The sequence below is a fragment of the Vibrio sp. 704 genome (assembly GCF_033339295.1).
Window position 1 is genome coordinate 19,500 of record NZ_JAWOUH010000016.1, and the last position, 15,000, is coordinate 34,499.

Below are 15,000 nucleotides of genomic sequence, written 5' to 3' on the forward strand. Positions count from 1 at the left end.
TTTTGTATATCTTTCACCAAAAACCATCATCAATAGCTTTCCCCTATCGCAACAATACTCATCATTCATTAGCATTAATGAGAATTATTATCGATAATGGACTCATCGAAACAAACACGATTGAGTAATTATCATGAAAAAGACACTAACTTTCGCAGCACTGCATTTTACTATCGCATTTAGTGTCGCTTACGTACTCACAGGCGACATTCTAATTGGTAGTTTAATTGCCATGATTGAGCCTTCAGTGAACACCGTAGCCTTCTACTTTCATGAAAAGGCATGGGCAAAAGTCCCAGCACTTAAAGCTCGTCAGTGGATGACCAAATTAAAAACCGCAAGCTTTGCGACCGTGCACTTCAGCGTCGCTTTTACCGTGGTTTACTTACTAACAGGTGATGCATTTGTCGGCGGCGTAATGGCGATGCTAGAGCCGAGTTTGAACACGGTGGCTTACTACTTCCACGAGAAAGTATGGATGCGTAAATCATCAGAAAAAGCTCCAGCACCGCAGTTTTGTTTACATCACCACGCTTAAACATGGAGGCTCACTACGTCTCCTAACAAGAAAAATGACATTTACCATTGACAAGGTTGCGTACCGCAATTATTTTAGTTGCGGTGCGCAACTTTATTTTTAGAGGTAAGTGATAATGAACGCTCGTCAACTTCGACACTACTCCCGTCAAGCAGTCCGATTGCTTGGTATGCTTGATAAACAATGCGGCGATGTCGCTCTCACTCCAGTGCAAGCGCACGCATTGGGTGAAATCCAATTGCAGCCATTGACCATCAATCAGCTGGCACAGCAGCTTAATGTCGACAAGTCCAACGCGAGCCGAACCGTTACTGGTTTGATTAAATTAGGTTTGGTCGAGAGCATCGAAAACCCAAAAGACAAACGTAGTCAACTCGTCGCGATTACAGAGCAAGGCCAACAGGCGTTATCACAACTGGACCAACAGCAAAACCACTTCTTTGAACAACTGCTTACCCAACTCGATGACAGCGAGCAAGAGCAACTCAAACTTGGTCTAGAGACTTACCTAAAAGGGCTAACAAAAGTGTGTCAGGCTGAGGAATACGTTCTTCGACCTCTTACTAAAGCAGACAACCCGCAAGTCGCAGATGTGATTCGTAAAGTCTCTGCAGAATACGGCTTAACCGCAGACAAAGGTTATGGTGTGGCCGATCCAACGCTTGATGATATGTATTCGGTGTACAATCAAAACAGGGCCGCCTATTGGGTCATTGAACATCGCGGAGAGATCGTTGGTGGCGGTGGCTTTGCCCCTTTAGCTGGCGAGCCAAATGTGTGTGAACTACAAAAGATGTACTTCTTACCTCAAACACGAGGACACGGTTTAGCCAAACGCATCGTCGCATTGAGCTTACAATTGGCGAAACAATTTGGGTATCAGCAGTGCTATTTAGAGACAACTGAATGTCTGAGAGAAGCGGTAAGCTTGTATGAAAAGCTAGGCTTTGAGCATCTCGATGCCCCGCTTGGACAAACAGGGCATGATGCATGTGAAGTCGTAATGCTTAAGATGCTGTAATAGATAATATTATTAGACGTTAAAGCACAACATGGGTAACACAAAGCTCCTGGCTCAAGGCAACAGTGAAGTTTTGGTGCTGCCCATCCAACTCAACAGACAACTGGTAGAGATCACTTGGATCAGGATCAGTAAGATCGGCATACTTTGGCGCTTCGATCTGGAATAAAGCGCTCGCATGCTCCGCTCGGACATCAATAGGAATATGGTAAGTCATACCATTAAACTTAACCGATGCAGAGACCAGACCCGGCGCAAAAGTTTGATAGTACAAGTCTACTTTAAACTCGCAACCACCACCGTGGTGCCAAATCTGCTCGGTTGCCACACGGTCTAAACGTACATTGCGAATGAACTGCAGATACGGTTCTTGCCATACCCCTAAGCGCTCATCACTTTTTTTATATTCATGATCGGACAGAGAGCACAGCTCAGGTTTATCTTCATCAAACAGAAGATCCTCTTCTTCCTCTAAGAACAAGATTTCAAAGCGGTTACGCCCCATTTGCATGAACGGACGAATGTCTTTCTTGTAGACATTTTGAGAACCGTCACAGTCGAACAATGCTACTCCGTTCAAACGCACTTCTGCATGGTAATCCACACCACCCAACACCATTTCTACCGCTGGGAATTCCATCATGGATTCGTCCACTTCAATGTCATGCATCAGGTGCCACTCTTGCTGACGAATCGCTTCTTCTGTCAGTTCAGCTGGCAATACCTGACTCAAAGGAGCAGGGAAAGTAATGTCATCCTGTGGGATAGAAAGGTCCGTCAGTGGAGAGACTTGCCATAAACCGGCGAGTGAGAGTTGCATATACACCTTGAGCTAGATCAATTTTCACGCATTATAGGGAGAAATCCCCTATAAACTCAATGTGAATTATTTATCGCCTCCACATTCGTCAGTTTTTCAAGGAATAAAAAAACCAGCGTTAAACGCTGGTTTTTCCAAAAGTAGTGAGCTTTGATTACTCGTCGTCTTCATCTTCTTCAGGGTAAAGCGCATCTTCGCCTTCGTAGTACGTACCCCAACCGTCATAGATGATGTCGTATTTTTCTGCCAAGTGAATCAATTTTTCAACTTGCGCATCAATCGCTTCTGCGTCTAGTGCGGACTCCATAGTCGCATCACAGCAAAGCAACTTGTTACCATCTTCATCTTCAGTTTCTTCTGCTTCAAGAACTTCAAAGCCCATCTTGAATGCTTCAACTACCGCTTTTTCTAGCGTGTCAAAATCTTCTGCAAACAGGTGGTGCTCAATTTCGTATAGCGAATCTGGATCGCTGCCATCTTCTAGCAATGCTGCAATGATATCGCGAGTCTCTTCCTTTTGAATCTCAATTAATTCTTCTACTGATAGATATTCATCTTCGTGAGACATGTTTTGGCTCCAGATTAGTTACTTGATGGAAACACAATACCCGATACTGAGTATGCTGATCCGGTGAAATATGGCATGGATTGCGATGAAAAGCCACAAACAAACATCATACCACTGCGATTCTTATCGGTTATTTGAATCTAAATATTAAACCGACCACACAAAGAAACAAAAAATTAACAAAGAATGGCATTTTTTAATATTCAGAACATCCTAATTGACACTTAATGTGGTTATTTTCTCTTTCTATGCGTGTTTATGATGCTTTCTTGAATACACTCACGTGTAAAACGAAGAAGCATAACGAATAAATTCACTTTAATAATGCATAATTTAGAATAAAAATGCACGTTTTATGCACTGTGCGTGTATTCTTTCTCAACGGGAAAATTAGAATAAAAACGCACGCACTCTAATTTTAGTAAAATAGCATTTATATCTAATAATAAATTTCATAAGAATCAAAATAAAAATAAAAAACTCACAAAACCAGAAACACCAGAATATAAACAAAGCTTGATAACTTGCATCTTTCTAGGAAGCTTGTCATAACTAATGGCTGGAAAATTTGTAAGGATACAAAATGAGCAAGCTGTACGTTGGATCAGAAGTTGGTCAACTTCGACGAGTTCTATTAAATCGCCCTGAACGCGCCCTAACCCACTTAACTCCGTCAAACTGTCATGAGTTGCTATTTGATGACGTTCTTGCTGTAGAAGCGGCAGGTGAAGAGCACGATGCATTCGCACGTACGCTGCGCGAGCAAGACGTTGAAGTGCTTCTCCTCCACGATTTACTGGTCGAAACCCTCGCCGTTCCAGAAGCAAAACAATGGCTGCTGAACACTCAGATTTCTGACTTTCGCTACGGGCCAACATTTGCGCGAGACCTACGCCAATACTTTTCAGAAATGGATGATGAACATCTTGCCTGCATATTTTTAGGTGGCTTAGCTTACTCAGAGCTACCGATCTCCTCATCTTCTATGCTGCCAAAAATGAAGCGTCCTCTCGACTTTGTTATTGAGCCACTGCCTAATCACCTCTTTACTCGTGATACCTCATGTTGGGTTTATGGCGGCGTTTCTCTCAACCCGATGATGATGCCTGCACGTCAACGTGAAACAAACCACCTACGTGCGATTTATCGTTGGCACCCAATTTTTGCTGGCCAAGATTTTATCAAATACTTCGGTGACGATGATCTGCATTATGATAACGCGAATGTCGAAGGCGGTGATGTGTTGGTTATTGGTAAAGGTGCAGTTCTTATCGGTATGTCTGAGCGTACGACTGCACAAGGTGTAGAGAACCTTGCAGCAAGCCTATTTAAAGCAGGCCAAGCTACCGAGGTGATTGCAATTGATCTGCCTAAACACCGCTCATGTATGCATTTAGACACCGTGATGACCCATATGGATGTAGATACTTTCTCTGTCTACCCAGAGATCATGCGCAAAGATCTCGACACATGGCGCTTAACACCAAAAGGCAATGGTGAAATGCATGTTGAAGCCTCGCATAACTATCTGCACGCGATTGAGTCCGCTCTTGGCTTAGATCAGCTGAAAATCATCACCACTGGTGGCGACAGCTATGAAGCGGAACGCGAACAATGGAATGACGCCAATAACGTTCTAACTGTAAAACCGGGCGTAGTAATTGGTTACGAACGCAATGTATACACCAACGAAAAATACGATAAAGCTGGCATCAAAGTACTGACAGTACCCGGTAACGAGCTTGGTCGTGGTCGCGGTGGCGCTCGCTGTATGAGCTGTCCAATAGAACGAGACGATATATAACTTTCTCGTCCCTTTACATTAGGAGAATCAAAACTAAGGTTGATGTGAATACATCAACCTTTTTTAGCCTTACTTAAAAATAATTATTCACAATAAAAGCATTTATATGTTTTAATGAATTCTATTAATCTAATCACATGTACTAAGGGACGAGCTATGGCTTTCAATTTACGTAACCGCAACTTTTTGAAGCTATTGGACTTCTCAACCAAAGAAATCCAATTTTTGCTCGAACTGTCTGCAGAGCTGAAAAAAGCTAAATATGCAGGAACAGAGCAGAAGAAACTTCAAGGTAAAAACATCGCACTAATCTTTGAGAAATCTTCGACTCGTACCCGATGTGCGTTTGAAGTCGCTGCCTTTGACCAAGGTGCTCAAGTCTCTTACATCGGCCCTTCTGGCTCGCAGATCGGTCATAAGGAATCGATGAAAGACACAGCTCGTGTTCTTGGTCGTATGTACGACGGGATTGAATACCGAGGCTTTGGACAATCCATTGTTGAAGAGCTTGGTACTTATGCTGGTGTTCCAGTGTGGAATGGTTTAACGGATGAGTTCCACCCAACCCAGATCCTTGCTGACTTCCTGACCATGCAAGAGCACGGCCGTGGTAAACAGCTGCATGAAATAACCTTCGCTTACCTAGGTGATGCGCGCAACAACATGGGTAACTCACTTATGGTGGGCGCAGCGAAAATGGGCATGGATATTCGCCTTGTCGCGCCAAAAGCGTTCTGGCCTGAAGAAGAGCTCGTGGCAACTTGTCAAACTATCGCGCAACAAACAGGTGCAAAAATCACGTTAACAGAAAGCGTTGAGGAAGGTGTGAAAGGTTGTGACTTCCTATACACCGACGTTTGGGTGTCTATGGGTGAGTCTGCCGAGGCATGGGATGAACGTGTAGCGTTAATGACACCTTATCAAATCAATATGGACGTGATTGAGCAAACGGGTAATCCACATGTGAAATTCATGCACTGCCTTCCAGCTTTCCACAATGATGAAACCACCGTCGGCAAAGAAGTCGCTGAAAAATACGGTATGAAAGGCCTTGAAGTAACAGAAGAGGTATTTGAATCGGAATACTCCATCGTATTCGACGAAGCTGAAAACCGTATGCATACCATCAAAGCCGTGATGGTTGCGACGCTAGGAAGCTAAACCAGTGCGCAAAAACAGCCGATAAAAACCATGATGTAATCGCTTGCGCTCACGAAAGTTAAGCGTATAATGCTCGGCAATTTGTCTGAGGATTAAGAAATGACCACGCTGATTGCTGACGTAAAAACGCGATTTGCTCTCGCTAAGCGACTACGCTTACGTGGTGTTATTTTCGTTAATTCTATTGAATTTTAAAACCTCCCCATTGGGGAGGTTTTTTTATGTCCAAAATTCCTTTCGGTTATTTGGATGTAGTAATCAATGTTATAGGGAAGAAGATCATGGCGAACTCGCTTTACCAGAAGCACATCATCTCTATTCCAGAGCTTTCACGCGAAGAACTGGAACTTATCGTAGAAACAGCAGGTAGCCTTAAAAAAGCACCTCGACCAGAACTGATTAAAAACAAAGTCGTTGCAAGTTGTTTCTTTGAACCATCAACACGTACACGTTTATCGTTTGAAACAGCGATTCAGCGCATTGGTGGTGACGTGATTGGCTTTGATAATGATGGTAATACCTCTCTGGCGAAAAAAGGCGAAACACTCGCAGATTCAGTACAAGTCATCTCTTCTTACGTCGATGCCTTTGTGATGCGTCATCCACAAGAAGGCGCCGCTCGCTTGGCCTCTGAATTTTCAAATGGCGTGCCAGTGATCAACGCGGGCGACGGTGCAAACCAACACCCAACTCAAACGCTACTCGACCTATACACCATCGCGGAAACACAAGGGCGTCTAGACAACCTGAACGTCGCATTCGTAGGTGACCTAAAATATGGCCGCACAGTGCACTCACTGACTCAAGCCTTAGCAAAGTTTAACAACATCCGCTTCTTCTTTGTTGCACCAGATGCGCTGGCAATGCCAGATTACATCTGCGAAGAACTAGATGAAGCTGGCATTCAATATAGCCTACACACAGACATGGAAAGTGTGATTCCTGAACTGGATATTCTGTACATGACACGCGTACAGAAAGAACGTTTTGACGAATCGGAATACGCACATATTAAGTCGGCTTACATCCTAACGGCAGCGCTACTAGAAGGCGCGCGCGAGAACTTGAAAGTACTGCACCCACTACCACGTGTGGATGAAATCACAACTGATGTTGATAAAACGCCTCATGCCTACTTCTTCCAGCAAGCTCAAAATGGCGTGTATGCTCGCCAAGCACTGCTGGCGCTTGTTCTAAACGAAACACTGTAATCGAGGGGAAAAATCATGGCTAAAGAAACTCAATTGCAGGTAGAAGCAATCAAAAATGGTACGGTCATCGACCACATCCCTGCGCAAATCGGCATCAAAGTATTAAGATTGTTCGATATGCACAATTCATCACAACGCGTAACGATTGGACTGAACTTGCCATCATCAGCACTCGGTCATAAAGATCTACTCAAAATCGAAAACGTGTTTATCAATGAAGAGCAAGCGAGCAAGTTAGCGTTGTATGCTCCTCACGCGACCGTGAATCAAATCGAGAATTATGAAGTGGTGAAAAAGCTCGCGTTAGAGCTTCCTGAGCGCATCAATGATGTATTTGAATGCCCGAATTCAAACTGTATTTCTCATAATGAACCAGTAGAAAGCAGCTTTAGCGTGTTCGAGAAGAAACAAGAAATCCGCCTAAAGTGTAAATACTGCGAGAAAGTGTTCTCACGCGAGATCGTAACCGAGCGATAAACACGCCGCACGACTAGGCTGTGATACGTTTAAAATACCCTGCAATGTCAGGGTATTTTGCTCTTTACCTACCGAGGGTTTAGAGGCAAACTGAGAATCTTTATTCCCTACAACTGATGGAAAAAATCAAATGACGAAAGTACTTCACACTGAGTCTGCACCAGCAGCAATCGGTCCTTACGTTCAAGGCGTAGATCTAGGTAACATGGTTCTTACTTCAGGCCAAATCCCAGTAAACCCAGCGACAGGTGAAGTGTCTGCTGATATCGCAGAACAAGCTCGTCAGTCTCTAGAAAACGTAAAGGCTGTGGTTGAATCTTCAGGTCTTAAAGTATCTGATATTGTAAAGCTAACGGTTTTTGTTAAAGACCTAAATGACTTTGGCACAGTGAACGAAGTTTACGGCAAGTTCTTTGATGAGCACGGCGTAGCAAACTACCCTGCACGCTCTTGTGTAGAAGTGGCTCGCCTACCAAAAGATGTTGGCATCGAGATTGAAGCAATCGCTGTTCGCAAATAATTGCACTTGCTGACAAACATAAAAAAACGGGTAGCTCAGGCTACCCGTTTTTTATTGTCTTTTCGTGATGATATCGCAGTAAAACTTAAGCAGCGTTGCGCTGTTTGACTTCTTCATCTAACGATTCAAGCTTCTCTTTCATCTGTTCACGACAGATATTCGCTAACTCGCGAATACCCTCTTTACCATAGCCTTCAGTGCTGATTGGAGGTAGCATTTCAACAATCACATGACCATTGTTCCAACGGTTCAGCTTAATTTTATTCGTCGAGCTACATACGATAGGAATGATTGGCACACCTGCACCAATTGCCGCATGAAAAGCACCTGTTTTGAATGGCAGCAAACCACGCCCACGAGAACGCGTGCCTTCTGGGAACATCCACACAGAAACATCACTTTCTTTCATGCTGCTCACGACCTGATCGATAGTACCTTTTGCTTTAGAACGATTCGCTCGGTCAATCAGAATGTTACCCGTAAGCCAGTAAAGCTGGCCAAACAGTGGCATCCAAGCCAAGCTCTTTTTACCTACTGTCACAACTTTCGGAGTCACAGCCGCAGAAACAGTAAACATGTCCCAGTTGTTCTGGTGGTTAGCAATGTAAACATGTTGGCCGCGTGAATACGCATCTTCAGGGATACGCAACTCTAACTTAATCCCAAACACACGAGACATCTTGGCAAACAAACGGCCAAAAGTGAAAACGTGCTTAGGGTTTCTAGGGCTTAATAGGCAGTAACCACAACCACCAATAAACATAACAATCGCAAAGATAGCGACAGCAAATACACGTAACAGTGCAATCATTCTTGTTCTCCAGGAACCGGCTTTTGCCAGATACAGCTATTAATATCTCTCTTTCCATAAAGGGAAAATATGGTCATGAGAGTGATATAAAAAAGCCGAAACTCAGGTTTCGGCTCTCTTGATATCCAAGTTACCTGCGGTGCAGTTTAACTTGCCTAGCTCACTCGCTCAATATTTGCGCCAAGTGCAGCCAGTTTATTTTCGATTTTGTCGTAACCACGGTCGATATGGTAAATACGATCAACGACGGTTTCACCTTTAGCAATGCAACCTGCAATAACCAAACTAGCCGAAGCTCGTAGATCGGTTGCCATCACTTGCGCACCGCTGAGTGACTCAACATCACCACAGATAACCGTATTGCCTTCGATCTCAGCTTTAGCGCCCATACGCATGAGTTCTGGTACGTGCATAAAGCGGTTTTCAAAGATAGTCTCAGTGATTACGCCTCCACCTTTCGCCATCATGTTCAGTAGCGTAAATTGAGCTTGCATATCCGTCGGGAAACCAGGATGTGGCGCAGTACGTACACTTACCGCTTTTAGCTCGCGGTCGGTCATATCAACGGAGATCCAATCTTCACCCGTTTCGACAAGCGCGCCAGCTTCTTCCAGCTTGGCGAGAACCGCTTCAAGCAAATGAGCATTAGTGTTGCGACATACCACTTTACCGCCAGATACTGCTGCTGCGACAAGGAATGTTCCCGTCTCAATACGGTCAGCAACCACGTTGTGTTTACAACCGCCTAGGCGCTCAACACCTTCAATCGTAATGGTATCTGTGCCGGCGCCAGAGATTTTTGCGCCAAGCTTATTTAGGAAATCAGCGGTATCGACGATTTCAGGCTCACGCGCAGCGTTATCTAGTGTTGTTGTGCCTTCCGCCAGCGCTGCGGCACACATGATGGTGATCGTCGCGCCTACGCTGACTTTATCCATCACGATGTGCGCGCCTTTTAGACGGCCATCCACTTCTGCTTTCACATAACCATCTTCTAATGTAATGGTTGCGCCAAGCTGCTCTAAACCAGAAATATGTAGATCCACAGGACGAGCGCCAATAGCACAACCGCCTGGTAAAGAAACCTGACCTTGACCAAAGCGCGCCACCAAAGGACCCAAAGCCCAAATAGAAGCACGCATGGTTTTCACCAAGTCATAAGGAGCACAGTATTCTGTAATACTGCTTGGATCAACATGAACAGAGCCATTGCGGCTTACTTTCGCGCCTAAACGCTTAAGCAATTCCATCGTTGTGTCGATATCACGAAGGTGTGGTACGTTTGCCACTTCTACTGGCTCTTCCGCCAAGATAGACGCAAATAAAATCGGCAGTGCTGCGTTTTTTGCACCTGAAATGGTCACTTCACCAACTAGTGGTTTATCTGACCCAATAACTCGAAACTTTTCCATCAATAAACCTTAAAGCGACATCAATTTCTTATCACGAGCCCACTCTTCTGGTGTGAACGCTTTGATTGATAATGCGTGAATGTCGTTACGCTGGATGTATTCCATCAGAGGAGCATAAATTAGCTGCTGCTTCTTAACGCGGCTCATTCCATCGAAACAAGCATCAACAGCAACCACTTCATAGTGGCTACCTTCACCTTTCACATGCACTTCTTGAAGGTTTAGTGCTTCTTCTAATAACTGTTGTACTTTTGCGCTATCCACAATTTACCCCTGATAATTCTGTATGTGTTTGGCCACTAAAGATTCAACATTGCTCAGTTGAAACAAAGTGCGCAGTTGCGCCGGCACGAAACTGAGCATTATATGACAGTTTTGCTTTTTTGCATGCTCTAATAAGTGGATTAACATCACCATTCCTGCAGAGTCGACGCGCTCTATCTCTTTTAGCGAGCATTCCAGCTCCGATTGAGCAGGTTGCCATTGCTGTGCATACGCCCACAATGAAGGCACTGTATCTCTATCAAGTGCCCCTGTTAGCTTAAGAATGTTTTGATCCAATTGCCACTGAGCGGGAGTCTGGGCCATTATTTCTTAGCCTCGAAGCGGATCGGTTCTGCGGCCAATTTTTCTAGGTCTTTAGCAACAGATAGAATACCTTCTTGACGAATTTTACTGTTCCATTCGGATTGTTTACTAGAAAGCAAACTAATGCCCTCTGCAATCATATCGAATGCTTCCCACTCACCAGACTGGTTGTCTTTACGCAGTTTAAACTCAAGTTTGATGTTTGGACGCGGAGTATCGATGATATCAACTTTAATGCTTGTAATACGCTTAGAGTCATCAATGCTAGGCTCAGGACCAAACTCAATTTTTTGGTCAGAGTATTGCGTCAACACTTGTGCATAAGACGCAATCAGGTACGCACGAAATGCATCGATAAACTCAAGTACATCTTCACGCTTAGCACCTTTTAAGTTTGGACCAAGAAGTTTTAACCCTGCATAGCGGTAGTTGACGTAAGGCATTAGCTCTTCTTCAACGATCACTTTAAGTAAATTTGGATCTTGTTTGATTTTCGGCTGTTCGGCTTTCAATCTTTCGAACGTGACTTCAGCTACCTGCTTCATCATCTTATAAGGTTCAGTTTTATCCACCTCTGCTGCTGTTGCTCCAAAGACGCTAAACACAGCACAAACTGAAAGTAGTAATCTCGCTAACATAGTTATTCCTTACTTGAGTCGTCTGAACCACCTACGCTGTATAGTACTTGACCAATTAAGTCTTCAAGCACAAGCGCCGATTTGGTGTCTTCGATGGTATCACCATCCACCAGCATGACTTCATCATCAAAAACGAAGCCAGGTACTAAACCAATGTATTGCTCACCAATCAGCCCAGATGTCAAAATTTGTACGCTCGACGTTTCTGGGAACTGATTGTATTTGCTATTGATAGATAGTGTTACAACTGGCAATAAGTTGTCTGGGTTAAGCGAAATACTACTTACTCGACCAATCACAACGCCCCCCACTTTTACGGGAGAACGAACTTTTAAACTGCCAATATTATCGAACTCGGCTTTGAGGGTATAAGTATCACCAGAGCCAATGCTTTTTACGTCAGCAACTTGAAAAATCATCACAAGAATCGCGCAAATTCCCGCTAATACAAAGCTGCCAACCCATAATTCAGTTTTACGTGTTTGTTGCATGATTAATTCCCAAACATCAATGCGGTCAGTACAAAGTCTAATCCTAGTACTGCTAAAGAAGAATGCACAACAGTGCGCGTAGTTGCTCGGCTGATCCCTTCCGATGTTGGAATAGCATCATAACCGTTAAATAGAGCGACCCAAGTAACCGTAATTGCAAACGCAAAACATTTGATCATACTGTTACCAATGTCTTGTCCTAGCTCAACAGAGGACTGCATCGCTGACCAAAAACTGCCGTGATCAACGCCTTTCCAGTCAACACCAACAAGCTGAGCGCCCCAAATTCCCACAGCCATGAAAATCATAGCCAGTAAAGGCATTGAGATAACCCCAGCCCAAAACCGTGGTGCAATCACTCGTTTCAATGGGTCTACCGCCATCATTTCAAGGCTAGACAGTTGTTCCGTTGCTTTCATTAGACCTATCTCTGCGGTTAACGCAGAACCGGCACGACCAGCAAACAAAAGTGCAGTAACAACGGGTCCTAATTCACGGAGTAACGAAAGCGCTACCATTTGCCCCAAACTGCCTTCTGCGCCGTAATCCACCAACACAACATAGCCTTGTAGACTCAAAACCATTCCAATGAACAGACCAGATACGACGATGATCGCCAGCGACTGAACACCAACAGAATAAAGTTGCTTAACAAGCAGAGGAAAGCTTCTGATCGGTTGTGGCTTAGAAAATAGCGCCCCAATCAACATGAAAGTCGCACGACCAAATGCTCCGCAAATAGAAAGCGTGCGTCGACCCAACGATGCGACAAAGTGAATGAAGTTATCGACCATCAAATAAGTCCTTTTCGATACTTTGAGAAGGGAAACGAAACGGTACAGGACCGTCGGCATCACCTTGTAAGAACTGCTGGACACGAGGATCAGAGTTTTGAGTCAGCTCTTCTGGCGTACCATAGGCGATGATTTTTCCATCGGCCATCAGGTATACCCAGTCAGCAATACTCATGACTTCAGGTACGTCGTGAGAAACCACAATAGAGGTCAAACCTAACGCTTGGTTTAGATTGCTAATTAGCTCAACCAAAACGCCCATAGTGATTGGGTCTTGCCCCACAAACGGCTCATCGTACATGATCAAGTCAGGGTCAAGTGCGATTGCCCGAGCCAAAGCAGCGCGTCTTGCCATACCACCTGAAAGCTCACTCGGCATTAATTGCGCCGCGCCGCGCAGACCGACAGCTTCGAGCTTGAGTAACACCATGGTGCGAATCAAATCTTCCGATAAATCGGTATGCTCTCTTAATGGAAAGGCGACATTATCAAAAACATTCAAATCAGTGAATAAAGCCCCTGACTGGAACAACATGCTCATTTTCTTTCGAGCGTGGTAGAGTTTTTTACGCGAGAGAGAGGGAATATTGTCGCCATCAAACCAGATCTCTCCTTGCTCGGGATACAACTGACCACCAATCAAACGCAGCAGTGTTGTTTTACCAATTCCCGATGGTCCCATAATGGCCGTCACTTTGCCCTCAGGAACATGCAGATCAATATCATCAAAGATCATGCGTTCTCCCCGTGAAAAAGTGAGGTTGTTCACGGTGACTAAATCGTTGTTCGACATATCATCTCTTCTACTGTAGGAGCGTTGCAACTCACGGAATCATCAAGCAGATACTCATCGGAGTTGAATTCTACGTTTAATAAAGTAACGTCGGTACATTTATTAGGCTGCAATCATAAGCACATTGGCGTTGAATTTAAAGCACTGTTCAATTAAATAAAGTCGAGTATATCCCTGCAATTTCTCATGGTTTATGACCGAATTAGCACGAAGTGTTTAAATCCTAGACCAGAATTGCTCATTTAAATGAGTGAGATTTACATACATTTTCGTTACTAACCTTTAATTTATTCTTCGTTTATCTTCCATTTTAGGCCGCAAAAGGTCAAAATTAGCGGTTATTCATTTTACTTATTTAATACTTAGGAATTCTCATGCTCGAAGCCGTTGCGTTGCTTATAGTCGGTCTTGTTTTGCTTGTTTGGAGTGCAGATAAACTTGTTTTTGGCTCTGCAGCGATAGCCCGCAACGTCGGTATTTCCCCGCTTGTCATCGGCATGACAATCCTCGCGATGGGCTCATCCGCCCCTGAGATGATGGTATCTGCAACCGCTGCTTGGGATGGCAAAACAGATACAGCGGTGGGTAACGTATTAGGCTCAAACATAGCGAACATTGCGTTAATCCTAGGTATTACAGCGCTGATCAAGCCTTTGTCGATTAGCTCCGCCGTCATCCGCCGAGAACTTCCACTCATGATAGCCGTAACCGTACTCGCTGGTATTCTGCTTTGGAATAGCCATCTCGGTTTTTATGAGGGTGTCTTATTGTTTGTACTCTTTGGGGCATTTTTATTTGCTATGTTGCAAATCAGCCGCAAAGAGCAAAAATCAGGTGATGTTTTTCTTGATGACCAAGAGTCAGAGATCCCTGAAGGCGTCAGTAACCCTAAAGCAATCATGTGGGTGGTTATTGGCTTGATACTGCTTCCTTTGGCAGCCAGCATGCTGGTTGATAACGCGGTAATTATTGCTAAACACTTTGGTATGAGCGACCTTGTTATCGGTCTAACTATTATCGCCATTGGCACTAGCCTGCCTGAACTGGCCGCATCACTTGCGGGAGTTTTAAAGGGTGAAGACGACATGGCTGTCGGTAACATTATCGGTTCGAATGTGTTTAACATTCTGGCGGTAATGGGGATTCCTGGCATCATTAATCCATCGGTGCTCAGTGAGTACGCGATGGGACGTGACTTCTGGGTCATGTTAGGCGTTTCATTGTTACTTGTCGCGATGTGTTTGGGTAAATCACGCAGTATTAACCGTATTGAAGGTGCCATCTTGTTTGTGTGCTTCTTAGGTTACCAAGTGTACTTATTCGCAAACATGACCGCTTAATTACCACGATCAA

At 44.3% G+C, this 15,000-nt stretch carries 19 protein-coding genes; 9 read left to right on the forward strand and 10 right to left on the reverse strand.

The annotated features are described in order from the left end of the window. The first annotated feature begins 133 nt into the window (after positions 1-133). Both R7R24_RS18170 and R7R24_RS18175 read left to right on the forward strand, forming a co-directional pair. The gene (locus R7R24_RS18170) at positions 134-538 is read left to right on the forward strand and encodes a DUF2061 domain-containing protein (RefSeq protein WP_005381078.1); all 405 of its coding nucleotides are present in this window, start codon (positions 134-136) and stop codon (positions 536-538) included. Between the two features lie 115 nt (positions 539-653). Beyond that, positions 654-1,559, forward strand: coding sequence for a bifunctional helix-turn-helix transcriptional regulator/GNAT family N-acetyltransferase (locus R7R24_RS18175; protein ID WP_017636182.1), 906 nt, complete (start codon positions 654-656; stop codon positions 1,557-1,559). A gap of 19 nt (positions 1,560-1,578) precedes the next feature. Here the strand turns inward: R7R24_RS18175 and R7R24_RS18180 are convergent, their stop codons facing one another. Both R7R24_RS18180 and rraB read right to left on the reverse strand, forming a co-directional pair. Next, complete coding sequence (locus R7R24_RS18180; RefSeq protein ID WP_017636183.1) at positions 1,579-2,379, reverse strand: glycosyl hydrolase 2 galactose-binding domain-containing protein; 801 nt, start codon at positions 2,377-2,379, stop codon at positions 1,579-1,581. Positions 2,380-2,533: 154 nt separating this feature from the next. Further along, on the reverse strand, positions 2,534-2,947 hold the full coding sequence (gene rraB / locus R7R24_RS18185; protein ID WP_005381081.1) for a ribonuclease E inhibitor RraB: 414 nt from the start codon (positions 2,945-2,947) through the stop codon (positions 2,534-2,536). Positions 2,948-3,530: 583 nt separating this feature from the next. On the opposite strand from rraB, the gene arcA reads away from it, so the two are divergent. From arcA to R7R24_RS18215, 6 genes are all read left to right on the forward strand, one after another. Beyond that, on the forward strand, positions 3,531-4,751 hold the full coding sequence (gene arcA, locus R7R24_RS18190; protein ID WP_005381082.1) for an arginine deiminase: 1,221 nt from the start codon (positions 3,531-3,533) through the stop codon (positions 4,749-4,751). A gap of 156 nt (positions 4,752-4,907) precedes the next feature. After that, positions 4,908-5,912, forward strand: a complete 1,005-nt coding sequence (locus R7R24_RS18195) for an ornithine carbamoyltransferase (protein WP_005385520.1) — start codon at positions 4,908-4,910, stop codon at positions 5,910-5,912. 99 nt (positions 5,913-6,011) lie between these two features. Then, positions 6,012-6,107 (forward strand): hypothetical protein, encoded by a 96-nt coding sequence (locus tag R7R24_RS18200; RefSeq protein ID WP_005381084.1) that lies wholly within the window; start codon positions 6,012-6,014, stop codon positions 6,105-6,107. Positions 6,108-6,193: 86 nt separating this feature from the next. Then, positions 6,194-7,123: an aspartate carbamoyltransferase gene (gene pyrB, locus R7R24_RS18205; RefSeq protein ID WP_005381085.1), complete on the forward strand. Its 930-nt coding sequence runs from the start codon at positions 6,194-6,196 to the stop codon at positions 7,121-7,123. A gap of 15 nt (positions 7,124-7,138) precedes the next feature. Further along, positions 7,139-7,600, forward strand: a complete 462-nt coding sequence (gene pyrI, locus R7R24_RS18210) for an aspartate carbamoyltransferase regulatory subunit (RefSeq protein ID WP_005381086.1) — start codon at positions 7,139-7,141, stop codon at positions 7,598-7,600. A gap of 130 nt (positions 7,601-7,730) precedes the next feature. Next, the gene (locus tag R7R24_RS18215) at positions 7,731-8,120 is read left to right on the forward strand and encodes a RidA family protein (RefSeq protein WP_005381087.1); all 390 of its coding nucleotides are present in this window, start codon (positions 7,731-7,733) and stop codon (positions 8,118-8,120) included. 85 nt (positions 8,121-8,205) lie between these two features. Here R7R24_RS18215 and R7R24_RS18220 read toward each other — a convergent pair whose 3' ends face one another. From R7R24_RS18220 to mlaF, 8 genes are all read right to left on the reverse strand, one after another. Continuing rightward, positions 8,206-8,931: a 1-acylglycerol-3-phosphate O-acyltransferase gene (locus tag R7R24_RS18220; RefSeq protein WP_005381088.1), complete on the reverse strand. Its 726-nt coding sequence runs from the start codon at positions 8,929-8,931 to the stop codon at positions 8,206-8,208. Positions 8,932-9,086: 155 nt separating this feature from the next. Next, on the reverse strand, positions 9,087-10,343 hold the full coding sequence (gene murA / locus R7R24_RS18225; RefSeq protein ID WP_005388419.1) for a UDP-N-acetylglucosamine 1-carboxyvinyltransferase: 1,257 nt from the start codon (positions 10,341-10,343) through the stop codon (positions 9,087-9,089). A 9-nt stretch (positions 10,344-10,352) separates the two neighbouring features. Then, on the reverse strand, positions 10,353-10,607 hold the full coding sequence (gene ibaG, locus R7R24_RS18230) for a BolA family iron metabolism protein IbaG (protein ID WP_005381092.1): 255 nt from the start codon (positions 10,605-10,607) through the stop codon (positions 10,353-10,355). 3 nt (positions 10,608-10,610) lie between these two features. Further along, complete coding sequence (locus R7R24_RS18235; RefSeq protein ID WP_005381093.1) at positions 10,611-10,931, reverse strand: lipid asymmetry maintenance protein MlaB; 321 nt, start codon at positions 10,929-10,931, stop codon at positions 10,611-10,613. Continuing rightward, entirely contained in the window at positions 10,931-11,569 is a 639-nt protein-coding gene (gene mlaC / locus R7R24_RS18240; RefSeq protein WP_005381098.1) for a phospholipid-binding protein MlaC, read from the reverse strand. Before mlaC ends, R7R24_RS18235 begins: the two co-directional genes overlap by 1 nt. A 2-nt stretch (positions 11,570-11,571) precedes the next feature. Further along, on the reverse strand, positions 11,572-12,060 hold the full coding sequence (gene mlaD, locus R7R24_RS18245) for an outer membrane lipid asymmetry maintenance protein MlaD (RefSeq protein WP_005381099.1): 489 nt from the start codon (positions 12,058-12,060) through the stop codon (positions 11,572-11,574). Positions 12,061-12,062: 2 nt separating this feature from the next. Continuing rightward, positions 12,063-12,854 (reverse strand): lipid asymmetry maintenance ABC transporter permease subunit MlaE, encoded by a 792-nt coding sequence (gene mlaE / locus R7R24_RS18250; protein WP_005381100.1) that lies wholly within the window; start codon positions 12,852-12,854, stop codon positions 12,063-12,065. After that, complete coding sequence (mlaF, locus tag R7R24_RS18255) at positions 12,844-13,647, reverse strand: phospholipid ABC transporter ATP-binding protein MlaF (protein WP_005388422.1); 804 nt, start codon at positions 13,645-13,647, stop codon at positions 12,844-12,846. The genes mlaE and mlaF overlap by 11 nt, the downstream gene beginning before the upstream one ends. Positions 13,648-14,021: 374 nt before the next feature. Between mlaF and R7R24_RS18260 the strand changes: the two genes are divergently transcribed. Next, positions 14,022-14,987: a calcium/sodium antiporter gene (locus R7R24_RS18260; protein ID WP_005381102.1), complete on the forward strand. Its 966-nt coding sequence runs from the start codon at positions 14,022-14,024 to the stop codon at positions 14,985-14,987. Positions 14,988-15,000 lie beyond the last annotated feature (13 nt).